Annotated in this window: 26 protein-coding genes; 14 read left to right on the top strand and 12 right to left on the bottom strand. The window is 70.0% G+C overall.

The genetic code is table 11. The features are described 5' to 3' along the window. Positions 1-89 precede the first annotated feature (89 nt). On the top strand, positions 90-920 hold the full coding sequence (locus AB0H36_RS14535; protein ID WP_360521808.1) for an SAM-dependent methyltransferase: 831 nt from the start codon (positions 90-92) through the stop codon (positions 918-920). A gap of 19 nt (positions 921-939) precedes the next feature. On the opposite strand, the gene AB0H36_RS14530 is transcribed toward AB0H36_RS14535, so the two are convergent. After that, positions 940-1,521, bottom strand: coding sequence for an XRE family transcriptional regulator (locus tag AB0H36_RS14530; protein ID WP_360521805.1), 582 nt, complete (start codon positions 1,519-1,521; stop codon positions 940-942). Between the two features lie 54 nt (positions 1,522-1,575). Here AB0H36_RS14530 and AB0H36_RS14525 point away from each other — a divergent pair, with 54 nt between their 5' ends. From AB0H36_RS14525 to AB0H36_RS14515, 3 genes are read left to right on the top strand one after another with little or no spacing between them, the layout of a single operon-like run. After that, complete coding sequence (locus AB0H36_RS14525) at positions 1,576-2,262, top strand: AzlC family ABC transporter permease (protein ID WP_360521802.1); 687 nt, start codon at positions 1,576-1,578, stop codon at positions 2,260-2,262. Next, positions 2,262-2,585, top strand: a complete 324-nt coding sequence (locus AB0H36_RS14520; protein ID WP_360521799.1) for an AzlD domain-containing protein — start codon at positions 2,262-2,264, stop codon at positions 2,583-2,585. The genes AB0H36_RS14525 and AB0H36_RS14520 overlap by 1 nt, the downstream gene beginning before the upstream one ends. A gap of 19 nt (positions 2,586-2,604) precedes the next feature. Next, the gene (locus AB0H36_RS14515) at positions 2,605-3,318 is read left to right on the top strand and encodes a hypothetical protein (RefSeq protein ID WP_360521796.1); all 714 of its coding nucleotides are present in this window, start codon (positions 2,605-2,607) and stop codon (positions 3,316-3,318) included. On the opposite strand, the gene AB0H36_RS14510 is transcribed toward AB0H36_RS14515, so the two are convergent. Together AB0H36_RS14510 and AB0H36_RS14505 are read right to left on the bottom strand one after the other, a co-directional pair. After that, the gene (locus AB0H36_RS14510; protein WP_360521794.1) at positions 3,315-5,405 is read right to left on the bottom strand and encodes a spermidine synthase; all 2,091 of its coding nucleotides are present in this window, start codon (positions 5,403-5,405) and stop codon (positions 3,315-3,317) included. The two genes, AB0H36_RS14515 and AB0H36_RS14510, sit on opposite strands and share 4 nt — an antisense overlap. Positions 5,406-5,501: 96 nt before the next feature. After that, entirely contained in the window at positions 5,502-6,353 is an 852-nt protein-coding gene (locus tag AB0H36_RS14505) for a serine protease (protein ID WP_360521792.1), read from the bottom strand. Positions 6,354-6,634: 281 nt separating this feature from the next. Here AB0H36_RS14505 and AB0H36_RS14500 point away from each other — a divergent pair, with 281 nt between their 5' ends. Both AB0H36_RS14500 and AB0H36_RS14495 read left to right on the top strand, forming a co-directional pair. After that, positions 6,635-8,110: an LCP family protein gene (locus tag AB0H36_RS14500; RefSeq protein ID WP_360521790.1), complete on the top strand. Its 1,476-nt coding sequence runs from the start codon at positions 6,635-6,637 to the stop codon at positions 8,108-8,110. 12 nt (positions 8,111-8,122) lie between these two features. Beyond that, a complete protein-coding gene (locus tag AB0H36_RS14495; protein WP_360522098.1) occupies positions 8,123-9,124 on the top strand; it encodes a glycosyltransferase family 2 protein in 1,002 nt (333 codons plus the stop codon). Here the strand turns inward: AB0H36_RS14495 and AB0H36_RS14490 are convergent. The 5 genes from AB0H36_RS14490 to AB0H36_RS14470 all read right to left on the bottom strand — a co-directional run bounded on the left by AB0H36_RS14490 (position 9,110) and on the right by AB0H36_RS14470 (position 13,455). Then, a complete protein-coding gene (locus AB0H36_RS14490; RefSeq protein ID WP_360521787.1) occupies positions 9,110-9,865 on the bottom strand; it encodes an ABC transporter ATP-binding protein in 756 nt (251 codons plus the stop codon). The genes AB0H36_RS14495 and AB0H36_RS14490 overlap by 15 nt on opposite strands. Then, positions 9,852-10,727 carry an ABC transporter permease gene (locus tag AB0H36_RS14485; RefSeq protein ID WP_360521784.1) on the bottom strand — a complete coding sequence of 292 codons (876 nt, stop codon included), beginning with the start codon at positions 10,725-10,727 and terminating at the stop codon, positions 9,852-9,854. The genes AB0H36_RS14490 and AB0H36_RS14485 overlap by 14 nt, the downstream gene beginning before the upstream one ends. Positions 10,728-10,890: 163 nt before the next feature. Then, positions 10,891-11,598 (bottom strand): tyrosine-protein phosphatase, encoded by a 708-nt coding sequence (locus AB0H36_RS14480; RefSeq protein ID WP_360521781.1) that lies wholly within the window; start codon positions 11,596-11,598, stop codon positions 10,891-10,893. 13 nt (positions 11,599-11,611) lie between these two features. Beyond that, on the bottom strand, positions 11,612-12,721 hold the full coding sequence (locus AB0H36_RS14475) for an iron-containing alcohol dehydrogenase family protein (RefSeq protein WP_360521778.1): 1,110 nt from the start codon (positions 12,719-12,721) through the stop codon (positions 11,612-11,614). Beyond that, positions 12,709-13,455 carry a phosphocholine cytidylyltransferase family protein gene (locus tag AB0H36_RS14470; RefSeq protein ID WP_360521775.1) on the bottom strand — a complete coding sequence of 249 codons (747 nt, stop codon included), beginning with the start codon at positions 13,453-13,455 and terminating at the stop codon, positions 12,709-12,711. The genes AB0H36_RS14475 and AB0H36_RS14470 overlap by 13 nt, the downstream gene beginning before the upstream one ends. Positions 13,456-13,522: 67 nt before the next feature. Between AB0H36_RS14470 and galE the strand changes: the two genes are divergently transcribed. Further along, positions 13,523-14,476: a UDP-glucose 4-epimerase GalE gene (gene galE, locus AB0H36_RS14465; RefSeq protein ID WP_360521772.1), complete on the top strand. Its 954-nt coding sequence runs from the start codon at positions 13,523-13,525 to the stop codon at positions 14,474-14,476. Here the strand turns inward: galE and AB0H36_RS14460 are convergent. Together AB0H36_RS14460 and AB0H36_RS14455 are read right to left on the bottom strand one after the other, a co-directional pair. After that, a complete protein-coding gene (locus AB0H36_RS14460; protein ID WP_360521769.1) occupies positions 14,473-15,252 on the bottom strand; it encodes an SDR family NAD(P)-dependent oxidoreductase in 780 nt (259 codons plus the stop codon). The two genes, galE and AB0H36_RS14460, sit on opposite strands and share 4 nt — an antisense overlap. Position 15,253: 1 nt before the next feature. After that, positions 15,254-15,934 (bottom strand): TIGR03089 family protein, encoded by a 681-nt coding sequence (locus AB0H36_RS14455; RefSeq protein WP_360521766.1) that lies wholly within the window; start codon positions 15,932-15,934, stop codon positions 15,254-15,256. Between the two features lie 66 nt (positions 15,935-16,000). On the opposite strand from AB0H36_RS14455, the gene tatA reads away from it, so the two are divergent. After that, positions 16,001-16,240, top strand: coding sequence for a twin-arginine translocase TatA/TatE family subunit (gene tatA / locus AB0H36_RS14450; protein WP_360521763.1), 240 nt, complete (start codon positions 16,001-16,003; stop codon positions 16,238-16,240). Here the strand turns inward: tatA and AB0H36_RS14445 are convergent. After that, positions 16,175-17,095: a LysR family transcriptional regulator gene (locus AB0H36_RS14445; protein ID WP_360521760.1), complete on the bottom strand. Its 921-nt coding sequence runs from the start codon at positions 17,093-17,095 to the stop codon at positions 16,175-16,177. The genes tatA and AB0H36_RS14445 overlap by 66 nt on opposite strands. A 70-nt stretch (positions 17,096-17,165) precedes the next feature. Between AB0H36_RS14445 and AB0H36_RS14440 the strand changes: the two genes are divergently transcribed. The 4 genes from AB0H36_RS14440 (at position 17,166) to AB0H36_RS14425 (ending at position 20,904) form a co-directional block, all read left to right on the top strand. Further along, positions 17,166-17,987: an SDR family NAD(P)-dependent oxidoreductase gene (locus tag AB0H36_RS14440; RefSeq protein ID WP_360521757.1), complete on the top strand. Its 822-nt coding sequence runs from the start codon at positions 17,166-17,168 to the stop codon at positions 17,985-17,987. A 91-nt stretch (positions 17,988-18,078) separates the two neighbouring features. Beyond that, complete coding sequence (locus AB0H36_RS14435; RefSeq protein WP_360521754.1) at positions 18,079-18,627, top strand: siderophore-interacting protein; 549 nt, start codon at positions 18,079-18,081, stop codon at positions 18,625-18,627. After that, a complete protein-coding gene (locus AB0H36_RS14430; RefSeq protein ID WP_360522095.1) occupies positions 18,509-19,837 on the top strand; it encodes a hemolysin family protein in 1,329 nt (442 codons plus the stop codon). The genes AB0H36_RS14435 and AB0H36_RS14430 overlap by 119 nt, the downstream gene beginning before the upstream one ends. Next, positions 19,834-20,904: a hemolysin family protein gene (locus AB0H36_RS14425; RefSeq protein ID WP_360521751.1), complete on the top strand. Its 1,071-nt coding sequence runs from the start codon at positions 19,834-19,836 to the stop codon at positions 20,902-20,904. The genes AB0H36_RS14430 and AB0H36_RS14425 overlap by 4 nt, the downstream gene beginning before the upstream one ends. On the opposite strand, the gene AB0H36_RS14420 is transcribed toward AB0H36_RS14425, so the two are convergent. After that, the gene (locus AB0H36_RS14420) at positions 20,867-21,205 is read right to left on the bottom strand and encodes a hypothetical protein (protein ID WP_360521748.1); all 339 of its coding nucleotides are present in this window, start codon (positions 21,203-21,205) and stop codon (positions 20,867-20,869) included. The two genes, AB0H36_RS14425 and AB0H36_RS14420, sit on opposite strands and share 38 nt — an antisense overlap. A gap of 436 nt (positions 21,206-21,641) precedes the next feature. On the opposite strand from AB0H36_RS14420, the gene AB0H36_RS14415 reads away from it, so the two are divergent. Both AB0H36_RS14415 and AB0H36_RS14410 read left to right on the top strand, forming a co-directional pair. Then, on the top strand, positions 21,642-22,793 hold the full coding sequence (locus AB0H36_RS14415) for an NAD(+)/NADH kinase (protein WP_360521745.1): 1,152 nt from the start codon (positions 21,642-21,644) through the stop codon (positions 22,791-22,793). An 11-nt stretch (positions 22,794-22,804) separates the two neighbouring features. Then, entirely contained in the window at positions 22,805-23,902 is a 1,098-nt protein-coding gene (locus AB0H36_RS14410; protein WP_360521742.1) for a mannose-1-phosphate guanylyltransferase, read from the top strand. The last annotated feature ends 26 nt before the right edge of the window (positions 23,903-23,928 follow it).

The raw sequence follows: 23,928 nt of genomic DNA, 5'->3' as shown, positions 1-23,928 counted from the left end.
CAGCCCGACGCGCGTGCACCCCGTGTTCACGGCCCCCTACGGTCAGTAGAGTCGTGCCACACACATCCCGACAGCTGCGAGGTTCGCCGATGCCCGATGCCACCAAGGCGCCCAGTTCGATTCCGGTGGGCGTGGACACCACCCGGGCCAGCATCGCGCGGGTGTACGACGCCGCGCTGAACGGCAAGGACAACTACGAGATCGACCGTGAGGTGCTGCGCCAGGTGGCCACCGTGGCCCCGCAGGTGAACGACCTCGCCTGGTCGAACCGGAACTTCCTGATCCGGGCCTGCCGCTTCCTGGCCGGTCAGGCGGGTATCACGCAGTACCTCGACTGCGGCTCCGGCCTGCCGACCGCGGAGAACACCCACCAGGTCGTGCAGCGGCTCCTGCCCGAGGCGAAGGTGCTGTACATCGACAACGACCCGGTGGTGCTCGCGCACGGCCGCGCGCTGCTGGAGGAGAACGAGAACACGCTGTTCGTCAGCGCCGACATCTTCGAGCCCGACGAGGTGCTCGGGCTGCCGGAGGTGAAGGACTTCCTCGACTTCTCGCAGCCGATCGCCGTGATCCAGAACGGCACCTTGCACCACTACATCGGCGACGACGGTCCCGCCATCATGCAGAAGTACGTCGACGCCGTGGTGCCGGGGTCGTACACCGTGATCGCGCACTTCTTCGACCCGCAGACTCCGGAGCACTCCGAGATCGCGCGCAAGATGGAGGAGAAGTTCACGCACAGCCCGATGGGTAGCGGCGTCTTCCGCACCCGCGAGCAACTGCTGGAGCTGTTCCCCGACCAGGAATTGATCCCACCCGGCCTGGTGCTCTGCGACGACTGGTGGCCGGACGGCCCCCGGGTCAAGCCGCTGAACCAGGTCGAGGAGTGCATCGTCGGCGGCGTCGGCCGCAAGCTCTGAGTCAGGGCTGGGCAGGAAGTCAAACGTGTTCGGAGACGAGGACGGCTGAGGTGTTCTCTTCGAGGGCTTGGAAGATGTGGGGGTGGTCGCCGGGGTAGGCGACGTAGTCTCCTGGGCTCAGTTCGATGGGGGAGTCGGTGGGGCCGACGAGGGCTCGGCCGGAGCTGAGGACCACGTGCTCGACGACGCCGGGCATGTGGGGTTCGGACTTGCGGCCGGGGCCGGGGGAGACGGTGATGCGGTAGATGTCGCGGCGCGCGTTCGGGGGGCAGGAGGCGACCAGGGTGGCCGCGTACTCGGCCTGGTCGGAGTAGATCACCGGGCCCTCGCCGGCGCGGATCACCTGGACCTTGGGGCGCGGCGGGTCGAGCAGGGCGGCGAACGGGGTGTCGAGCGCGACCGCCAGCGCCCACAGGGTCTCGACGCTCGGGTTGCCGGTGCCGGACTCCAGTTGGGACAGCGTCGACTTCGCGACGCCGGCGCGCTTCGCGACCTCGGTCAGCGACAGTCCCGCACGCGCCCGGTGCCGGCGCAGCGAGGCCGCGATGACGTCGAGTGGTGCCTTGCCGGGCATGGTGCTGTCCATCGATGTTCGCTCCATCGGTCCAATTGTTCGGCTTGACGAACGGGCGGCCTGTTGTTCATCATAATGCCCATGCGTTCGATCTGGCGAACACTCGACCGTCGGCTGGCCCGGGACATCGGGCTGGTCTGTCTCGCCGACGGCGTGGTCGGGCTCTCGTACGGCGCGATCAGCGTCGGCGGCGGCCTTCCGCTGTGGGTGCCGGTGGTGCTCTCGATCGTGGTGTTCGCCGGCGCCTCGCAGTTCCTGTTCGTCGGGATCGTCGCGGCCGGCGGCAGCCCGATCGCGGCGATGATCGCCGGGCTGCTGGTGAACAGCCGGCACGTCGCGTTCGGCCTGGCGGTCAGCGACGTGATCGGCAGCGGCTGGCGCCGGGTGCCGGGCAGCCACCTGATGACCGACGAGAACGTCGCCTTCGCCCTCGGGCAGGACGAGCCCCGGCAGCGGCGGGCGGCGTACTGGGCTGCCGGGATCGGGATCTTCGTCTGCTGGAACCTCGGCGTCCTGGTCGGCGGCCTGGCCGGCACCGTGATCACCGACACCGACGTGTTCGGACTGGACGCCGCCTTCCCGGCCGTGCTTCTCGCGCTGGTCCTGCCGGCCCTCCGCGACAAGGCGACACGTACGGCGGCCCTGGTCGGGATCGTGGTCGCGCTCGCTGCCACGCCGTTCCTGCCGGCCGGCCTCCCGGTCCTGCTCGCCCTGGTCGGCTTGCTGTTCTACCGCGCGGAAAAGCCTGCGCTGGAGGTGGCCCGATGATGACGAACACCCCCGTGTTGCTCGCAGCCATCGCGGTGCTTGCTGTTGGCACCTTCTCGTTGCGGTTCGCGGGGCCGTTGATGCGGAGCCGGTTCGAGGTGCCGGAGCGGGCTCAGCAGTTCATCGCTGCCGCGGCGGTCGTCCTGCTCGCTGCGCTGGTGGCGACGGCGGCCCTGATGGACGGCCACGGGCCGGCCGGGGTCGCCCGTCCCGCCGGTGTGCTGGTCGGCGGCGTGCTGGCCTGGCGGAAGGCGCCGTTCGTCCTCGTCGTGGTGGCCGCCGCCGCGACCGCGGCGGGTCTGCGGTTGCTCGGCGTACCCTGAACCCCGCTACGGTTCAGGCATGAGTGCTTATCCCGGGCAGACGGAGCCGAAGAAGAACAAGACGCTGACCTGGCTCGCGGTCGCGTGTTTCGTGATCGGGCTCGGGCTGACCGGGTTCTTCGTCTACCGGATCGTCGTGACGGCGCCGCGGACGCCGGAGCCGATCGGCGAGAGCGGTGTCGTCCACCTGGACGAGGAAGGGCTGACGATCTACTCGTCCGTGCCGGTGCTCACGCCGCCGTGCGAGGCGAAGAACGCCGACGGTGCCGACGTCCCGCTCAAGCCGGTGACCGGTTCGGAGCAGATCAGTGTCAACTCCGACACCTGGTACGTCGTCGCCCGGTCGGTCGAGACCGTGCCGGCCGGTGACTACACCATCTCCTGCGCCGACGACGAGACCAGCGCGACGTACTTCGCCGGGCCGAAGATGTCGGTGCTCGCGTTCGTGGTGTCGATCCTCGGCACGGTGTTCTCGCTGCTGATCTTCCTCGGGCTCGGGATCACCTTCCTGACCGTCGCCGCGGTCAAGAACCGCCGCCGCAACCGGCCCGGGCCGACCTTCCCGGGCGCCCCTGGACCGGGCACCCCTGGACCGGGCGGTCCGTGGCAAGGTGCCCCGGGCAACTACCCGCCACCCGGGAACACCTTCCCGAACCAGCCGGGCGGCGGCTTCCCGCCGTACCGGCCCGGGCCGAACCCGGACCGGCCGCAGGACCGCCCGCAGGACCGCTAACTGCGGATCGCCGTTCTGACCTTCGGTGTCAGCAGGAACGCCCCGACGTAGAGCAGCGCGGCGACGATCAGCAGCCCGTCGAACCCGATCAGCAGCGCCGCGTACTCCAGGCAGCCGCCGAGCATCGCGCCGAGCAGGTTCGCGCCGAACGACGCGGTCCCGTCCGCGGTGTCGGTGAACCGCTTGGCGAAGATCACGTTCGCCGCGAAGATCGGCAGGAACGCGATCAGCACCGCGACCACCGCGCGCAACCCGACCGGCATCGCCAGCAACCAGTCGTCGGGGAAGATCCACGACAACGCCAGCCCGCCGAACAGGACGACGTACATCACCTTCAACGGTGGTGTCTTGAACCGTCTGGTCACTTCGACAGCGGCCAGTACGGCGACCAGGACGCCGGCGAACACGATCGCGTTCACCACCCACGTCGTACCGAACAGCAACGCGAAGCCGGTGATGCTCTTGGTCTCCAGCAGCATGAAGCCGGCGCCGAGCAGGAACAGGTCCGCGTACGGACGCATCCGCCGGTACGACGAACCACCGCCGGCGATCCCGACCCCGATCAGGCCGGCCACCATGATCAGGCCGAGGGTGACCAGATAGAGCGACGGGATCCGGTCGGTGAACAGGTACAGGAACGGCCGGTTGTCGGTCGCGGGCGGCGGCGTGATCGACGTCGCCCCGGCCCACGCCGTCTCGCCGCAGGTCTGGTCGGCCTCGGTCAGCCCGACCGTCACCACCGCCTGCTGCAGGTCGTCGCCGACCTGGTCGACACACGGCTTGTGCCCGAACGCGGTCTCCGCGGTCGACGCCAGCCGGTCGATCAGCCAGGTCTCGCGGTAGTAGTTGTACATCGCGAACGCGCCACCGGGGTTGAGGTGCTCCTTGGCGCTCTTGAACGCCTCCTCGGTGAACAGGTAGCTCTCCAGCCGCAGCGAGCTCGCGCCGTTCACCAGCGTCAGCGAGTCCGGCAGGGCCAGCAGGATCAGGTCGTACTTCTTGTCCGTCCGGGACAGGAACGCGCGCCCGTCGTCGATGTGCGAGGTCACCCGCGGGTCCTGGTACGGCCGGTCCGGGTGCAGTTCCTTGCCCAGGTCACGGATCCGCGGGTCGATCTCGACCGCGTCCACGTGCTCGGCGCCCTTCTTCAGCGCGATCGCGACGTCCGAACCCGAGCCGGCGCCGATGATCAGCACGTTCTTCGGGGCTTTGCCGGCGTTCGCCCGCTCGTACGGCAGGCCGTACTGCGGCTCCCACTGCAGCCGGGAGTCGGCGGGGATCGCCTGCTGGTGCGGCACGCCGTTCACGGTGATCGTCAGCAGCGGAACGCCTTGCCAGGTGTAGCTCTTGGTCTGCACCTTGTAGTACGGCGACCAGCTGTTCTGCGGCTGCCTCGACTCGTGGAACAGCACGCCGAGCATCACCAGCAGCGGTGACAACGTGATGACCGCGCTCAGTCCGACGGCGACGGTCCGGCGGCCGGACTCGGCGGTCCGCGGGATCATCAGCGCGCCGAACATCCAGGTGACGATCGCGCCCCACCAGATCGGCGGCGCGCCCAGGAACGACAGCCCGGTGAACGCGCCGATCCCGATCAGGCTGCCGATCAGGTCGAACCGGTACGCCGTCAGTCGCGGCAACTCGGAGAAGCACCGGCCGACCAGCTCGGCCGGACCGGCCAGGATCACGGCGGCGGCGACGAAGACGATCGGCAGGATCACCCAGGTCGGCGGGCCGGTGGTGTTCAGGCTGGTGAAGTAGATGACGCTCTCGGAGGTGCCGCGGTTGACCGTGACCGGCTTCCAGGCGATCACCAGGACCAGCAGGCCCAGCATCACCGGGGAGTAGTACGGCAGCCGTTTCGCCCGGCTGGACCGCAGGATGCCGACCCCGATGCCGAGGAAGGAGCCGAGCAGCACGAAGTTGGAGAAGTAGCTCAGGTGGACCACGTTGGATCCGGTCCAGCGGATCAGGGCCAGCTCGAGGAAGAGCATCAGCGCACTGGACGCGACCAACCGGGTCCGGACCCCGAAGGGGCTGGGCCAGTTCGTCGTACTGACTTGGTCAGTGGAGGAGTCGACTGCCATGCGCCGCGACGTTACCGGATCAGCAGTGTGATGCGTCACTCCACCGGTGTCAGGCGTGTACGGCGACCACGCGCGGTGGTCGCCGTACACGCTCGGTCAGCGGCGGGAGGCGGGCTTGGGAAGCTGGCAGCCGGACTTGTTCAGGTCGATCGCGCGGGTCGCGGTCAGGCAGGTGTAGATCCACCAGGTCTGCTGACCGTAGGCGGCGCCCTGGTCGACCGTGATGTTGCCATCGGCGTCGACCTCGCACGGGTTGTTCACCGTGCAGCGCTCGCCGTCCTCGTTGCCGGTGTTGTTCACGCCGATCACCTCACCGTTCGAGGTGCTCACGACCGGTGATCCCGAGGTGCCGCCGATCGTCTCGCAGCCGGGCTGCTGGTACTTGATCGAGTTCTGCCAGGTCCAGTTGCCCTCGCGCAGCTGCGGGATCGTGGCCTGCACCGAGCAGGTGTAGATGCGCTTCCAGTAGCCGGACACGACCGCCATGCCGGCGCCGTCCGCCGGGCCCTGCTTGGCCAGGGTCAGCGGGGTGACGTCGAGCCGGGACCGGATCGACGCGTACGACTCGTTCACCTCGTACACGAGCATGTCGGTCTTGGTCATGGTGCCGAAGATGATCCGGCGGGCCCGGACGGTGCCGGCCCGGCTGGAGTCCGGCCGGAGCAACGTGATCGACCGGCTCGACGCCCGGTTCACCAGTACGACGCCCGGGTTGAGGAACCCGCCTTCGTAGCAGTGCCCGTTGGTGAGTACGAGGGCGCGATCGGTGTCGACGGACTCGGCGTACCGGACCAGGGACGCGGAACAGTTGCTCAGGGCGGCGATCCCGGTGAAGTCGGCGCCGGGCGCGGCGGCTTCGGCGACCTCGGCGGCCTGAGCCGTGGCGGTGCCGAGCAGGGTGATGGTGGCCGCTGCGGTGGCAGCCAGGAGGGTACGGAACAGTTTCATGGGGCGGTTTCCTGTCCTCACTGAATGTGGTTGCAGCACTTCGTAACGCATCCGTCCGGCGTCCACCATCACATCTGCGTGAAACCCGCTGTCCACAGGGTGTCTGCACGGGTTTTCCTGCGCTGAGTGAGAGGGCTGCTACCCTTCGTTTCCGGATCCGCCTCTGCTCGAACCATCTCGCCGCCCGGCACGTCGTACCGGGTGGTGGTGGGACGACAAGGTACGGTCGACAACAGCATCGGTCCGCCGTGCTGTGTGAGACCAAGGAACGGAAGGACGTCATGCCGCAGGAGAAGCCTGACCTGCGCAGTCTCAGCGAGCCGGTGCGGTTCAAGCGGGCGTTGACGCTGGTGCTGATGACCCTGGTGCTGCCCGGGTCCGCGCAGATCGTGGCCGGCAGCAAGCGGGCCGGACGCTGGGCCTGGCGGGTGATCGCCGGGCTGATCGCGATCGTCGTCTTCCTGGTCGTGCTCTCCCTGGTGTGGCGGTCCGGGACGATCAACCTGATGGCCCGGCCGGGGACGCTGCGGATCGTCCAGATCCTGCTGATCGTGCTCGCGATCGGCTGGGCCGCGCTGTTCGTCGACGCGTACCGGCTCGGCCAGCCGCTGACGCTGGAGCGCAACCACCGGCTCGCCACCAGCATCCTGGACGCGGTGCTGGTGTTCGCGGTGGTCGGCGCCCTGATCTACGGCAGCGTGATCGTGAACACTCAGCGCGACTTCGTCGCCAGCGTGTTCGGCAGCGGGCAGAAGTCGAAGGCCGAGAAGGGCCGCTACAACGTGCTGCTGCTCGGCGGCGACTCCGGCGCGGACCGGATCGGCACCCGGCCGGACAGCATCACGCTGGCCAGCATCGACGCCGACACCGGCCGGACCGTGCTGATCGGCCTGCCGCGGAACCTGTCCAAGGTGCCGTTCCCGGCCGGTACGGCGATGGCCGAACAGTTCCCCGAGGGCTTCACCTGGAAGAACTGCGGGTCGAACTGCCTGCTCAACGGCGTCTTCATGTACGGCTCCGAGCACAAGAACCTGTTCCCCGGCGACCCGCACCCGGGCGTGACCGCGACCAAGCAGGCGGTCGAGGCGACCACCGGGCTGAAGGTGAACTACTACGTGCTGATCGACCTGGCCGGGTTCCGGGACCTGCTGAACGCGGTCGGCGGGATCACCCTTGACGTCGGCAAGCGGGTCCCGATCGGCGGCGGCAGCTCGCCGATCAAGGGCTACATCGAGGAGGGCAAGAACCAGCACCTGGACGGCTACCACGCGCTCTGGTTCGCCCGGTCCCGGGAGGGCTCGACCGACTACGAGCGGATGACCCGGCAGAAGTGCGTGATGTCGGCGATGCTGAACCAGCTGTCGCCGCAGACCGTGCTGACCAAGTTCCAGGGCATCGCCGCGGCCAGCAAACAGGTGGTCCAGACCGATATCCCGGCCGGCGAGCTGGGCACCTTCACCGATCTCGCGCTGGACGCGAAGAAGCTCCCGGTGTCAAGCTTCTCCGCGGTCCCGCCGTTGATCCGCACCGGCGATCCCGACTTCGCGCTGATCAGGACCAAGGTCGCGGAGGCGGTCGGAAAGTCGGAAGCGCTGGACAAGGCGGCCCCGGAAGGAGACGGTAAGACTTCGAGTACTCCGCGTAGTACTACGAGCAAGCCGACGACCAGCACCACCAAGAAGACCCCGAAACCCAGCAGCTCACCGTCCAAACCCACCACCGACGTCGACGACGTCGCTTCGATCTGTAAGGCCTGACCTGATATGCCGCTGTCCCACTGGCCGCCCGTGTCCGTCGTGATGCCCGTGCTGAACGAGGAACGCCACCTCGAGGAGGCGGTCGGCCGCGTCCTCGACCAGGACTACCCCGGCGAGCTGGAGGTCGTGCTCGCCATCGGCCCGAGCAAGGACCGGACCCAGGAGATCGCGGAGAAGCTCGCCGACCGCGACCCGCGGATCACGATCGTGCCGAACCCGACCGGCAAGACTCCGGCCGCGCTGAACGTCGGCATCGCGCACGCCAAGCACGACATCCTGGTCCGGGTGGACGGCCACGGCGCCCTCACCGACGGGTACATCACCCGGGCGGTCGAGGTGCTCGACGAGAGCGGCGCGGACAACGTCGGCGGCGTGATGGCGGCCGAGGGCCGGACGCCGACCGAGATGGCGGTCGCCTGCGCGTACCGCTCCCGGCTCGGGCTGGGCGCGTCCACCTTCCACCAGGGCGGCAAGGCAGGGCCGGCCGACACCGTGTACCTCGGGGTGTTCCGGCGGGCCGCGCTGGAGCGGGTCGGCGGGTTCGACGAGACCATGCACCGGGCCCAGGACTGGGAGCTGAACTACCGGATCCGCAAGACCGGCGGGCTGATCTGGTTCAGCCCCGACCTGTCCGTCACCTACCGGCCGCGCTCGTCGCTGTCCGCGGTGGCGAAGCAGTTCTTCCACACCGGCCAGTGGCGCCGCGAGGTGATCCGACGGCACCCGGAGACCGCGAACAAGCGCTACCTGGCGCCGCCGGTCGCGGTCATCCTGCTGGCGGTCGGCACGATCCTCGGCATCATCGGCCTGGCCACCGGGATCAGCTGGCTCGACCTGGGCTTCCTGGCCCCGCTCGGCTACGCGCTCCTGCTGCTGGCCGGCTCGGCGTTCGAGGGTCGCTACCTGCCCTGGAAGGCCCTGTTCTGGATGCCGCTGGTCTGCGCGACCATGCATGTCTCCTGGGGACTGGGCTTCCTGGTCGGTCTGCGCGAGCAGCCGTCAGCCGCGCGTTGACTTGATGTAGGCGGCGACCACCTCGTCGGCGGGGCCGTCGGCGCGGAGCACGCCCTGGTCCAGCCAGAGGGCGCGGTTGCAGGTGTCCAGGACGACGTCCAGGCTGTGGCTGACCAGGAACACCGTGCCGGCCTGGTCGCGGAGCTCGCGGATCTTGCGTTCCGACCGGACCCGGAACTCGGCGTCCCCGGTGGCCAGCGCCTCGTCGACGAGCAGGATGTCGTGCGTCTTGGCCGACGCGATCGCGAACTTCAGCCGGGCCTGCATCCCGGACGAGTACGTCGACATCGGCAGGTCGATGAAGTCGCCGATCCCGGAGAACTCGACGATGTCGTCGTACCGGCGTTCGACCTCGGTGGCGGACATGCCCATCGCGAGGCAGCCGAGGACGACGTTGCGGTCGCCGGTGAGGTCGTTCATCATCGCCGCGTTGACGCCGAGCAGGGACGGCCGGCCGCCGGTGTAGATGGCGCCGGACTCGGGTGGCAGCAGGCCGGCGACCGCGCGCAGCAGCGTCGACTTGCCGGAGCCGTTGCGGCCGATCACGCCGATCGCGTCCCCGCGGTAGGCGGTGAAGGTGACGTCCTTGACCGCGTGCACCTCGCGGATCGTCGGCCGGTCCTGCCGCTTCAGGATCCGCCGGAACGCCGTGGCCGCCGTACCCTTGCCGCCCTGGCCGGCGATCACCTTGTAGACGATGTCGACGTGGTCGGCGACGACCGTGGGCTCAGCCTCTGCCATAGCGATCCTCCGCCTGCCAGAAGTAGAGCAGCCCGCCGGCGAGCACGACGAACGACCAGCCGATCGCGATCGGCCACGCGTGCGGGAGCTGGTTGGCCTCGTGCTCCGCGAGCAGGGACCGCCGGACGATGTCGATGTACGCCGAGATCGGGTTGAGCGCAAGCAGGTGGACCACCCAGTCCGGCGCGTTCGCCTCGGTCAGCTTGGCCGGCAGCGAGAAGAAGATCCCGGACGCGTACAGCCAGGTCCGGGTGACGAACGGCAGCAGCTGGCTGACGTCGGAGACGAAGGTGCCGATCCGCGCGAAGATCAAGGTGATGCCGACGTTGAACATGCTCTGCAGCACCAGCGCCGGTACGACGAGCAGCCAACTCCAGGCGAGTCCGTCGGTCACGCCGACGATGACGAGCAGCAGGCCCATCGAGACGAGCATCTGGTTGAGCTCGTTGAGCACGTAGGCCAGCGGGAGCGTCGCGCGCGGGAAGTGCAGAGTGCGGATCAGCGAGAGGTTGAGGGCCAGCGAGCGCGAGCCCTCGGTCATGCAGCGCTGCGTGTAGGTGAAGACGAAGATGCCGCTGAGCAGGAACGAGACGTAGTTGTCGATCCCGTTCTTGGTGCCGAGCAGGACCCCGAACGCGAGGTAGTAGACGGCCGCGTTGAGCAGCGGCGTCAGCACCTGCCACAACGACCCGAGGCGGGCTCCGGCGTACATCGCGTAGGTGCGCGCAGTGGCGTAGCTGAGCACGAACCTGCGACGGCTCCAGAGCTCACGCAGGTAGGCGGGGAGCGTCGGCCGTTGTGAGCTCTTGGTCAGCCCGTAGCGTTCGGCCAGCGCCGCCGGGGCTGTCGCTGGCCCCGTCACGGGGCCTCCCGGCCTGGACTGAGGAGTGGAGGGAGCGAAGCGACCGGAGGGATGAGGGAAGGCCGGGAGCTTGGGCCCCGTGACCGCCGCGCCGGAGGTGCGGCATTCAGCACGGCGGTTGGCATGCGGGCCAATGTACTGCGCTGTGTCACCCGGAGATGACTCAGGTCAGGCGCTTGCGCAGGCGGTCCAGGTCGTCGGTGGTGAGGCCGCCGAGCCGCAGGTAGGCCTCCGGGCCGCCGTACTTGTCGTCGAGGTGGCGCAGGATCGCGACGATCGACTCCGCCCGGGTGTCGCGGAACTCGATCATCTCGGGATGTTTCGACGTGTCCGGCTCGTCGGCCAACTGCTCGGCCAGCCACGCGGCCATCCGTGCCTGGGTCAGGAAGTAGTCGGCGACGATCTCTTCCTCGGGTACGCCGGCGATGCTCAACGCCAGCGCAACGACCATGCCGGTCCGGTCCTTGCCGCCGTGGCAGTGCACGACCACCGCGCCGTCAGGGGCGTCCGCGATCGCCTTCAGCGCAGCCGCGAACAGCGCCGGGCGCCGATCCAGCATCCAGGTGCACGCGTCGACGATCGTCGCCTGCCCGTGCTCCGGGTCCGCCGGGTCCTGCAGCGCCTGCCGAATCGCCAGCGGATCGTCGGTGAACGGCGTCGGGAACTGCGCCACCTCGCCGTCGCCGCGCAGGTCCAGGATCCGGCCGACGCCGGAACGCCGTACCACCTCGACCCCGTCGGCGGAGAGGAACTGCAGGCTGTCCGCGCGGATCAGCACCCCCTCCCGGATCCGCCCGCCGTCAGCGGTCGGCAGCCCACCCACATCCCGGACGTTTCGGCACCCCGGCCAGTCAAGGTCCACGACAGCCATCCAAACAGAGCCGTCAAGTGTCGAGGTTGCGGCCTTCGGGGGTGATCCGGGGCTGGGTGATGCGGACGTAGGCGTGGTCGTTGTAGTCGGCGACCTTGGTGATGATGCGTTCCGGCGTCAGGGCGGCTTCCTCGAGGACGGTGAAGCGGCCGGGCCGGGTCTGCGGTGCGAAGGCGACGATCTCGGCGAACTCGTCGAGGGTGAAGCCGAGGTCGGCCGGGCGGACCGGGAGGCCGTGCCGGTACAGGCAGTCGACGGTGGCGTGGAACTGGTCGACCTCGCCGCGCAGGAACCAGGCGAAGGCCGTGCCGACGCCGACCTGCTCGCCGTGGAAGCCGCGCCGGCCCGGGTACAACAGGTCGATCGCGTGCGAGATCTCGTGGCAGGCGCCCGAGCAGGGCCGGGACGACCCGGCCACCACCATCGAGATCCCGGACAGCACCAGCCCTTCGGCCAGCGCGGTCAGGAACGTGTCGTCGCCGATCCCGCCCGGGTGGTTCATCACCGCCTGCGCCGCCGACCGGGCCAGCGAGATCGCCAGCCCGTCGATCGTCTCGCCGCGCAGGAAGTGCGAGGTCTCCCAGTCGGCGATCGCGGACAGGTTCGAGACGATCTCGCCGATCCCGCTGCGCACCGACCGGGGCGGCGCCTGGCCGATCAGGTCCAGGTCCACCAGGACCGCGATCGGCGCCGGCACGCCGTACGAGCCGCGGCCGGCGTCGTTGCCGAGCGTGCAGATCGGCGAGGCGAACCCGTCGTGCGCGAGGTTGGTGGCGACTGCGACCATCGGCAGCCCGAGCCGGGCCGCGGCGAACTTGGTCACGTCCAGCACCGTGCCGCCGCCGATCCCGACGATCGCGTCGTACCGCTGCAGCTTGACCTCCTCGACCAGCTTGATCGCCGCGTCGAGGGTGCCGCCGCCGACCGTGAACCAGTCCGCGCCCGGCAGGCCGAGGTGGAACTTCTCCCGGACCACCGGCCCGTACGTCGCCCCGACCGCGACCGCCATCCGGCCGGACGACGAGATCCGCTGGTCGGCCAGCACCTTGCGCAGGTCGCCGAGCGCGCCGCGCCGGACGTCGACCAGGATCGGCGACGGAATCATCCGGGCTAGGTAGGACATACGATGTCCCGGGCCCGCGCCAGGTCGTCGTGGTCGTCGATCTCGACCCACGCGACGTTGCCGATCGGGGTGACGTCGATCCGGAATCCTTGGTCCACGAGGATCTGGTACCCATCTTCGTAGTACAGGTGCGGGTCGCGTTCCCAGGTTTCCTGCAGCGCGTTGGTGAGGTCGTCGGCGGCCTCGGGCTCGATCAGCGTGACGCCGATGTACTCGCCGGTGGCGGTGGCCGGGTCCATCAGCTTGGTGATCTGCTCGACCCCGGCGGCCTCGGACCAGATCACCTTCATCTCCTCCTCGGCCAGCGCCTTCTCGGTGTCGAGGGCGAGGATGATCCGCCGGTCGTCGCCGCGGGCGCCGAGCAGGTCGCGCTGGACCGACGCCGGGTGCACGGTGTCACCGTTGGCGAGCAGCACGCCCTGCGGCAGAACGTCGCGGGCGCACCACAGCGAGTAGGCGTTGTTCCAGGTCTCGGCCTTGTCGTTGTGGATCAGCTCGAGCGTGACGCCGTACCGCTTCTCGAAGGTCTGGACCCGGGACTCGATCTGGTCCGCGGCGTACCCGACCACGACGGCGACGTCGGTGATGCCGACCTCGGCGTAGTTGGCCAGGGTGAGGTCCAGAACGGTGCCCGAATCGGAGGCAGGGTCGATCGGGACGAGTGCCTTGGGCAACGTGTCCGTGTACGGGCGGAGGCGCCGGCCGGCTCCGGCGGCGAGCACAAGTCCGATCATTGCCTGATGGTACGGGTTCGGCCCGTCTGTGCGCCCTGGCTTGCGGTCCGGTGGCAGGATCGAGGACATGACGTGGCTCGTGACTGGTGGTGCCGGATACATCGGGGCGCATGTGGTGCGCGCGTTCCTCGCGGACGGGATCGACGTGGTGGTGATCGACGACCTGTCCAGCGGGAAGGCCGAGTTCGTCCCGGAGGGCGTCCGGTTCGTGCAGGCGAACCTGCTCGACGGTACGGCGGTCCGCGACGCGCTGGACGGGGTCGACGGGGTCGTGCACCTGGCCGGGTTCAAGTACGCCGGGGTGTCGGTCGAGCGCCCGCTGCACACCTACACGCAGAACGTGACCGCGATGGTGTCGCTGCTGGAGGCGATGGCGGACAAGGAGATCCGCAACATCGTCTTCTCGTCCAGCGCGGGCGTCTACGGGACGCCGAAGGTCGAGGTGGTGACCGAGCAGACGCCGCCGGACCCGCAGAGCCCGTACGGCGAGTCGAAGCTGGTCGGGGAGTGGCTGCTCGCGGACCAGTCCCGCGCGGTCGACCTGCACCACACCTCGCTGCGGTACTTCAACGTGGTCGGCTCCGGCGACGTCTCGGTGTACGACTCCAGTCCGTACAACCTGTTCCCGATCGTCTGCGACCTGCTGACGCAGGGGAAGATCCCGCAGATCTACGGCACCGACCACCCGACCCCGGACGGCACGTCGGTCAAGGACTACGTCCACGTGGCCGACCTGGCCCGCGCGCACGTCGCCGCGGCCCGGGCGCTCGAGGCCGGCTCGCCGCTGGAGCGTGTCTACAACCTCGGCAGCGGCACCGGTACGTCGGTCCGCGAGATCATGAACGCCGCCCGCCGGGTCACGGGGATCGACTTCACCCCTTCCGAAGGCCCGCGCCGGCCCGGCGACCCCTCCCGGGTCGTGGCCGCCGGCGACCTGGCCGCCCGCGACCTCGACTGGAAGAACTCCTACACCGTCGACGACATGTTCTCCACCGCCTGGGAGGCCTGGCCCAAGGCCTAGTACTCCTTCGGGAAGGCGCCAGTAGGTGTCAGGTTGAGGACGCCGGGCCCGGTGAGGACGCCGCCTTCCACCGGGAGCGTGTGGCCGGTGATCCACGAGGCGTCGTCGGAGGCCAGGAAGGCGACGGCGGCGGCGATGTCCTCGGGCTCGCCGACGCGCCCGAGCGGGTACATCTCGCGGAAACGTTCCAGGGTGTCAGGTTGGTTGTCCCAGTTGGGTGTCCGGATCGTGCCGGGCGCAACCACGTTGAAGCGGACGCCCATCCCGCCGTACCGGGCCGCGTAGTTCACCGTCATCGCGATCTGGCCGGCCTTGGCGGCCGAGTACTCGATGTTGCCGAACGCGGCGAGGCCGTTGACCGAGCTGATCGTGACCACGTTGCCGCGCGTCTTCACCAGGTGCGGCAGCGCGGCCTGGATGCACCGCGCCGCGCCGACCAGCGTCAGGTCCAGCTGCTGGTGCCATTCCTCTGCGGACGCGTCCTCCGGCACCGACGTGACGATGCAGCCGCCGGCGTTGTTCACCACCACGTCCAGCCGGCCGAACCGGTCGACCGCCGCCGCGACCGCCGCGTCCACGTCGTCGCGGTTCGTCACGTCGACCCGCAACCCGATCGCCTGCTCACCGAGCTCGGCGGCGACTTGGCCGACCTTGTCCTCCTGCAGATCGGTGACCACCACGGATCCGCCTTCGGCCGCGATCCGGCGCGCCACGGCCGCGCCGATGCCCTGCGCCGCCGCGGTGACCAGTGCCACCCGTCCCTCGAACCGCTGCACGTCAGCTCCCCACCACTCGATCGACCTTTTCGTCTGCCACCCGCCGCTCCAGCTTGGACTCGTCCAGGTTGCGGCAGAGCACGATCGAACCACCTCCGGCGATCACCCCGACGAGTAGGCCGACCCCGTCGCGGCTGACCAGGTCCCGCGTGACCAGGATCCGGTCGGTGACGGGTTCCGCCGTACCGATCAGGTCGTCGTGGGTCAGTTCGTCGTACGCCGGTGACGCGGGCGACGGTGGATCGAACGGGACGAACACGTCCGGGTGGTTGTAGACCTCGGCGCCGTAGTCGTGGACGCCGGCCGGCAGCGGCTCGCGGAACCGGCCGCCGAGCGGCAGCAGCGCGGACGCGACGGTCTCCCGCTCGCCGCGGATCGCGAAGTCCGGGCCGGTGATCGCGAGCGTGCCCGTGCCGGTGGTCAGCGCGGCCCCGGCCGACCAAGTCGACAGCGCCCAGACGACGCCGAGCCAGTGCGGCGGCAGCCCGATCGCGACCGTCTCGCCGGACTCCAGGTCGTACTCGTCGACCAGCAGGTTGGCGGTCTTGGCCACCCAGTTCGCAGTGGTGACGGCGCTGAGCTCGATCCGCTCACCGGTCGCGTCGTCGTAGTAGGTGAGGAACGGGGCACCGCCGTCGCGGCGGACCGCGGCGGCGAAAAGTTCCGGCAGAACTCGTGACATATGGCCCACCCTACGGTTCGCGCACCGGCCTACGGTGGCGGGGGATTTCCGGAAAGAAGGCCTGCCATGGTTCCACTGCTCGAGCTGCCCCAGGGCGGCGAATGGGTCGTCATCCTGATCATCGTGGTGCTGCTGTTCGGCGCGAAGAAGCTGCCCGAGCTCAGCCGGAACGCGGCCCGCGCGATGGTCGAGTTCAAGAAGGCGACCGCCGACGAGAACGAGAAACCGCCCCCCGCGGAGTCAGGAGGCGCCGATCTCGGCAGTGGCGGCGCGCAGAGCGTCGGCGAGCAGCGCCGCGGCGGCTGACTGCCGCCCGGGGATCCGGGCCAGGACGGTACGTCGCAACTCCTGCGGCCCGCCGCGGACAGTGAGGACGCGGACGCCGGGCGGCGCTGCCGGGACCATGGAGGCCGAGATCGTGGTCAGCCCGGCGCCGGCGGCGACCAACTGCAGTTTCGCCAGCCAGTCGCGGACCGTGTGAGCGATCTCCGGGCGTTCGTCGAGTCCCGGCCACACGCCCATCAGCAGTTCCTCGCCGGACGGTGGCCCGGCGATCCAGCGCTGCCCGCGGAGTTCGGACACGTCCACCGAGTCGTGTGCGGCCAGCGGATGACCGGCCGGCACCGCCAGCCGCAGGCTGCGCTCCGCGAGCGTCTCCAGCTTCAGCGCGGGCGACTCGGCGTCCGGGGGCCGGAACGGCGGCGCCGAGGCCAGCAGCGCGAGGTCCACGCTGCCGGCCCGCAGCGCCCGCACCAGCGCCGGCGTCGAACCCTCCCGCGTGGTCACTGTGATCGACGGATGGGTCCGGCGCAACGCACTGATTGCCCTGGGCAACACCACCGCGCCGGCACTCGGGAACCACCCGAGCCGCACGGTCCCACCCGTCTCCGGCAACCCGGCCAGCTCGCGCGCGGTCGCGTCGAGCTGATCCAGCACACCGGCGGCGCTGCGCAGTACGACCTGACCTGCTGCCGTCAGCCGCACGCCTTCCCGGCGCCGCTCCAGCAGTCGAGCACCCGCCGCGCGTTCGAGCGCAGCGATCTGCCGGGACACCGCCGACTGCGTGTACCCGAGCGCCGTCGCCGCCGACGTGAACGTCCCGCGCTCCGCGACCTCGCGGAACACCCGTAACGCGACCATCGAGACATCGGTGAAATCCATGACGTTTACGCATACTACGTGTGCCGAAGTCTCGTTGGAGTCATGCCGGAGCCGGACCTAGGTTGGCCGCATGACACCACCTCGCACAGCAGTCGTCACCGGCGCCAACCAGGGCATCGGCTTCGCCTTCGTCCAGGAGCTTGCCGCCCGGATGGACCCTGGTGACCTCGTCGTGCTCACCGGGAGAGATCCCCAGCGGGTGGCGGAGGCGGTCACCCGGATCGACGGCGTCGCCCGGGTCGACGGGCGGGTGCTGGACGTGACCGACCCGGACGCGGTCGCCGGCTTGGCCGCCGAGTTGGGGGCGGTCGACATCGTGATCTCGAACGCGGTCGGGCCGTTGGTGCCGGAGCGTCCCCAGCGCGAGCAGGTGGACGTGTTCGTGGACGTGGCCAACCACGGCGCGCAGTACGTTCTGAGGTCGTTCGGCCCGATCGTCCGGCCCGGCGGCCGGCTGATCGTGGTCGCGAGTTCGCTCGGGACGCTGGACCACCTGCCCGAGCGGCTTCGGCCCCGCTTCGACGGGGTGCCACTGGCCGAGGTCGAGCGGGCTGTCGAGGACTGGCTTCGGTCGGTCCATGACGGTACGGCGACGGAGCAGGGCTGGCCGGAGTGGATCAACCTGCCGTCGAAGGTCGCTCAGGTCGCGGCGGTGCGGGCGGTCGCCGCAGCTCGCCGTAGTGGGGATCTGGCCGCCGGCACCTTGGTCGCGGCGGTCTGTCCGGGGCTGGTCGACACGCGGGCGTCCAGACCGTGGTTCGACGACTTCAGCCAGGCGAAGTCGCCCGCCGAGGCGGTCGTGCCGATCGTCGACCTGATCCTGGCCGACCGCGTCGATCCGGCGATGTACGGCGAGTTGGTCCGGGACGGGAAGGTGCTGCCCTGGAAGTAGTCCACCCCTCGATCAGCCCCAGGCACCGGGGCGCGCCGCAAGTTAGGGTTGCCTAAGTTCTGACGGGTGCGGCTGGGGAGATCGGGGTGGCATGAGTCGTACGACGATGCGCGGTGAGATCCGGCGGTTGACCAGGTCCGGGGACTCCCGGGTGATCTGCCCTGTGACGGTGCAGCGGGTCGAGGCGCTGACGCCGCACTTCAGCCGGGTGACCGTCCAGGGCGACGGGCTGGCGGCGTACCGGACGATCCTTCCGGCGGACGCGTTCAAGCTGATGATCCCGCCGGACGGCGTGGGCAGCGTGCGGATGCCGAAGATGAGCCCCGACGGCCTGCCCGTCTGGCCGCAGGACCGGCCGATGCCGCTGATGCGGGCGTTCACCGTCCGGACGTTCGACCCCGAGACCCGGCGGCTGACCTTCGACGTGGCCGTGCACGGGACCACCCCGATGCACGCACCTGACCACCGGAATCGCTCGAAGGAGCCCCACCACGGTGCACTAAAGTCGATGCATGCTGATCCTGGCCGGCCTGGGCCTCATCCTGGTGCTGACCGTTGCCACCGGCTACTTCGTCGCGCAGGAGTTCTCCTACGTCGCGGTCGACCGCAGCCGGTTGCAGTCGCTGGCCGACGCCGGTGACGCGGCGGCCGGCCGGGCCCTGAAGGTGACGGCTCGGCTGTCGTTCGTGCTGTCCGGCGCCCAGATCGGGATCACCATCACCGCGCTGCTGGCCGGGTACGTCGCCGAGCCCTACCTCGGCGAAGGCCTGGCCCACCTCCTCGGCGGCGCCGGGGTGCCGGAGACGGTCAGCCTGTCCGTCGCGGTGATCCTCGCGTTGCTCGTGGCAACGATCATCCAGATGGTGTTCGGCGAGCTGGCGCCGAAGAACCTGGCGATCGCGAAGGCCGAGGCGATCGCGCTGCGGCTGTCCCGGTCCACGCTGATGTACCTGGCGGTGGCCGGCCCGGTGATCCGGATCTTCGACTCGGCCTCGAACCGGATCCTGCGCCGGGTCGGCATCGAGCCGGTCGAGGAGCTGCCGCAGGGCGCCACGGCGCAGGAGCTCGACCGGATCATCGTCACCTCCTACGAGCAGGGCCTGCTGGACGAGGACACCATGCGGCTCCTCGACCGCGGCCTGGACTTCCGCGGCCGGACCGCCGGCGAGGCGATGAAGCCGCGCGTCGACGTGGTCACCGTGCACCAGGACGACCCGCTGACCCGCGTCGTGGAGCTGCTCGACACCGGGCACAGCCGGTTCCCGGTGATCGCCGCGACGGTCGACGAGGTGGTCGGCGTGGTCGCGATCGCCGACGTGGTCGGGGTCGACCCGGCCGAGCGGGACCAGGTCAGCGCAGGCTCGCTGGCGTCGCCGCCGGTCGTCGTACCGGACACCCTGCCGCTGCCCGCCGTCCTGGAACGGCTGCGGACCGCGCACCGCCAGCTCGCGATCGTCGTGGACGAGTACGGCGGATTCGCCGGGATCGTGTCGCTGGAGGACATCGCCGAGGAGCTGGTCGGGGAGATCCGGGACGAGGACGACCTGCCCGAGACCGGGCTGCAGCAGGGCGCGGACGGGTCCTGGGTGCTGCCGGCCCGCTGGCGGCTCGACGAGGTCGCGGAGGCGACCGGGATCCAGCTGCCGGAGAGCGACGACTACGAGACGGTGTCCGGGCTGGTGATGGCGCAGCTCGGCCGGGTTCCGGTGGTCGGTGACGACGTGATGGTGGAGCTGCCCCGGCGGTTCGACCACGACGGCCGGCCGGTGCCGCCGGAGATCGTCCAGCTGACCGTGCAGAGCATCGAGCGGCACGTGCCGGGCATCGTCGTCCTGGAGCGAGTGACATGAGTACGCCGGTCGCCCTGCTCATCTCGGCACTGCTGCTGATCCTGAACGGGTTCTTCGTCGCCGCCGAGTTCGCCCTGGTCGCGTCGAAGCGGCACCGGCTCGAGGAGGCCGCCGCGGCCGGCAGCCGGTCCGCGCGAGCCGCGATCGCCGGTGTGAGCGAGCTGTCGCTGATGCTGGCCGGCGCTCAGCTCGGCATCACGCTCTGCACCCTCGGCCTCGGCTCGCTGAGCGAACCCGCGGTCGCGCACCTGCTGCACCCGCTCTTCGAGCTGATCGGCCTGCCCGAGAACGTCGGCCACGTGATCGCGCTGATCATCGCCGTCGGCGGTATCGGCCTGCTGCACGTCCTGCTCGGCGAGATGGCCCCGAAGTCGTGGGCGATCAGCAATCCCGAGCGTTCGGCGCGGCTGCTCGCCTGGCCGTTCCGCGGTTTCACCTTCGTCTTCCGCCCGCTCCTGATCGTCCTCAACTGGCTCGCCAACGCTTGCGTCCGCGCGCTGAAGGTGACCCCGCAGCAGGAGCTGGCCAGCGCCCACGGCCCGGCCGAGCTCCGGCTGCTGATCCAGTCGTCCCGTGAGCACGGCACGCTCGAGGAGCCCGAGCACGAGTTGCTCACCGCGATGCTCGCGTTGCAGAACACCACGGTCGTCCAGGTGATGACGCCGATCACGCAGCTCAGCACCATCCAGGCCGGCGCGACCGCCCGCGAGGTCGAGGTCACCAGCCTGCGCGAGGGCCGCTCCCGCCTCGCGGTCGTCAGCTCGGGTACGACGATCTGCGGCATCGTGCACGTCCGCGACGCGGCCCGCGCGACCACCGGCGGCGGTACGACGCTGCACGCCTCCGACCTGATGACCGCGCCACTGCAGTTGCCTGCCGACACCCCGGTGGCGACGGCGATCCGGACGATGCGCGATCGTCGTTCGCAACTGGCCGTCGTACAGGAGCAGGATCAGCCGCTCGGGGTGGTCGCGCTGGAGGACCTGCTGGAGGAGGTGATCGGGGAGTTCGACGACGAGACGGACCCGATCATCCGCGCGGCGAGGGCAGAATCACCGGAGCAGTAGTCTCCGGGTGCGGCCAGACCAGGACCGGGTGCCGGTACACCTCGCTCAGCAGCTCCGCGGTCAGCGTCTTCTCCGGTACGCCGTACGCGGCGAGCGCACCCCGGGACAGGACCGCCACCTGGTCGGCGTAGCCCGCGGCCTGGTTCAGGTCATGGAGTACGACGACAACCGCCTCGCCGGCCGCCGCACGGTCGCGCGCGAGTTGGAGGACCGCCTCCTGGTGGTGCAGGTCGAGCGCGGCGGTCGGCTCGTCGAGCAGCAGCAGCTGGGACTCCTGCGCCAGCGCCCGCGCCAGTGACACCGGGCTTCGCTCCTGCGCCTCTGGCGAGCTACAAAGGTGAGGCTGGTTGGATGCCGCTGCCAGCTCGGGGCATGAGTGCTGCTAATCGGGGGGCTGAGACAGGAAACGGTGTCCGTGCACCAGCAATAGCTTGTAGAAGGGCTCCGACTCGCGGGGTCCAGCCACCACAGTTGGCACACGTGCAGGCGCAAGAGACAGCCGCCGCCGGACGCGGTGTCCGATAACCCGCGGTCCGCAGTTGGCTCGCCGACCGCGTGAGGGGGAACCAGGATGTGCGGCCCGCCGGAGGCGCAATCGGAACAGCCGCCACCGGAGGCGGTGTCCTTTGGGGCGTAGTACTTTCCGGATGGCGACTACCGTGGGGGCAGTAGTCGTCCGGAGGAGGAGTGTCGTGCCTGTGCGCCGGCTTGGGCTTGTTGTTCACCAGGGGCGTCCGGTGGCCGTGCAGACGGCCGGGACCGTGCGGGAGTGGGCTAGCCGGCACGGGATCGGGTGTACCGACATCGACGTGTGGAAGGCGCACGAGGACCGGCGCAGCGGCATGGACGAGCTGCACCACGCCGGGGACCCGGACCTGGTCGTCACTCTCGGCGGTGACGGGACGTTCCTGCGGGGTGCCCGGATCGCGGCCAAGAACGACGCCGCCGTACTCGGGGTGGACCTCGGCAAGGTCGGCTTCCTGACCGAGGTGGCATGCCGGGACGTGGAGGAGGCGCTCGAGGCGGTGCACCACGGCGGCGCCACCATCGAGGAGCGGATGACGCTGACCATGCGGGCGTCCCGGCCGCTGGAGATCCCGAGTGGGATCGAGTCGCTGCTGCGGTACGGGCACGGTCCGTCGCTGCCGCCGCCGACGGTCCGGCCGGAGAGCACCGAGGGCGACGGCTGGGGGGTCGCGCTGGACGTGACCGCTTTGAACGACGTCGTACTGGAGAAGCTGGCACGGGACCACCAGGTGGCGCTTGGGGTGTACCTGTCGGGGCGGCTGCTGGCGTCGTACTCGGCCGATGCGGTGATCGTCGCGACGCCGACCGGGTCGACGGCGTACAGCTTCGCCGCCGGTGGGCCGATCCTGTCGCCGAGCACCGAGGCGATCGTGTTCACTCCGGTTGCGCCGCACATGACCTTCAACCGGTCCGTCGTCGCGGCGCCGGACGAGTCGATCGGGCTGCGCGTCCTCCCGCACTCCGGGCAGGCCGCGGTCAGCATCGACGGGCAGCTGCGCGGCGTACTCGATCCCGGCGACTGGATCGGCGTGTACGGCGCGCCCCGGCGGCTCCGCCTGGTCCGTCTCGGCCCGACCGACTTCTACGGCCGCCTCCGCGACCGCTTCCGCCTGACTGACGCCCCCGCCACCGCCCTGGACGGCGAATCCGACGCCTTCTGGCGCCCCACCACCCCAGTCCCACCCGACCTGGCCCACCTCCGCCTCCCCCCACCACCCCCCGACGCCCACCCTTCCCTACCCACACACGCCCATCCTTCGCCACCGCCTGGCGACGACTGCCCGTCCCCACCACCCGGCGACGCCGACGCTCCGCCGTCGGAGGTGGCTCGGGCCGTGTCTCCGCCTGGGGATGACCGGTAGGGTCTCTCCTCATGCGAAACGTGGTGATCCTGGCCGGCGGTTCGGGGACGCGGCTGTGGCCGCTGTCGCGGGCCGACAAACCCAAGCAGGTGCTGCCCCTGGCGGCCGGCAACTCGCTGCTGCGGGTGGCGTACAACCGCCTGCAGGGGCTCGTCGACCCCGCGAACATCTACGTGTGCACGGTCGCCGCGCACACCGACCTGGTCCGCGAGCAGATCCCCGAGCTCGGCGAGCACAACATCATCGGCGAGCCGGTCGGCCGCGACACCGCGAACGCGGTCGGCCTCGCCTCCGCGGTGGTCGCCCGCAACGACCCGGACGCCGTACTCGCGATCGTCGGGTCCGACCACCTGATCACCCCCGAGGAGGAGTTCCGGGCCGCGATCGCCCGCGGCTTCGAGCTCGTCGAGCAACGACCCCGGTCACTGGTGACGTTCGGGATCGAGCCGACCCATCCGCACACCGGCCTCGGGTACGTCGAACGCGGCGAGGCGATCGACGGTACTTCGGCGTACGTCGTCGATCGGTTCCGCGAGAAGCCGGACCGGGCGACCGCCGAGGAGTACCTGGCCACCGGGCGGTTCTGGTGGAACTCCGGCATGTTCGTCTGGCGGGCCGAGACCGTGCTCAGCGTCCTCGACGACCTGCTGCCCGAGTCGGCCGCCCAGCTCCGCCAGGTCGCGTCCGTCTGGGACACCCCGACCCGCGACGCGACGCTCGCCGAGATCTACCCGCAGCTGCGCAAGATCAGCGTCGACTACGCCGTGATGGAACCGGCCTCCCAGGGCAAGGTCGACGCCGACGTGGTCGTCGTACCCATGCCGGTGCACTGGCTCGACGTCGGCTCCTGGGCCGCCCTGGCCGGCACGTACGACGTAGATGCCTGCGGCAACCGAACCGACGGCACCACGCTGAGCTGCCTGCTCGACTCCCACGACAACATCATCGTCACCGACGACCCCGACCACCTCGTCGCCGCCGTCGGCCTCCGCGGCCACATCATCGTCCACACCCACGACGTCACCATGGTCTGCCCGCTCGCCGACGGCGAACGCATCAAGGACCTGGTAGCCCAAGTCCAATCCGACCACGCCCAGCGCTACACCTGAGGCCCACAGCCGCCGCCGACGGACAC

Source organism: Kribbella sp. NPDC050820 (assembly GCF_040653975.1).
GTDB lineage: Bacteria > Actinomycetota > Actinomycetes > Propionibacteriales > Kribbellaceae > Kribbella.
The sequence above is the reverse complement of the archived record's forward strand: the minus strand, read 5'-3'. Positions and strand labels throughout refer to the sequence as shown.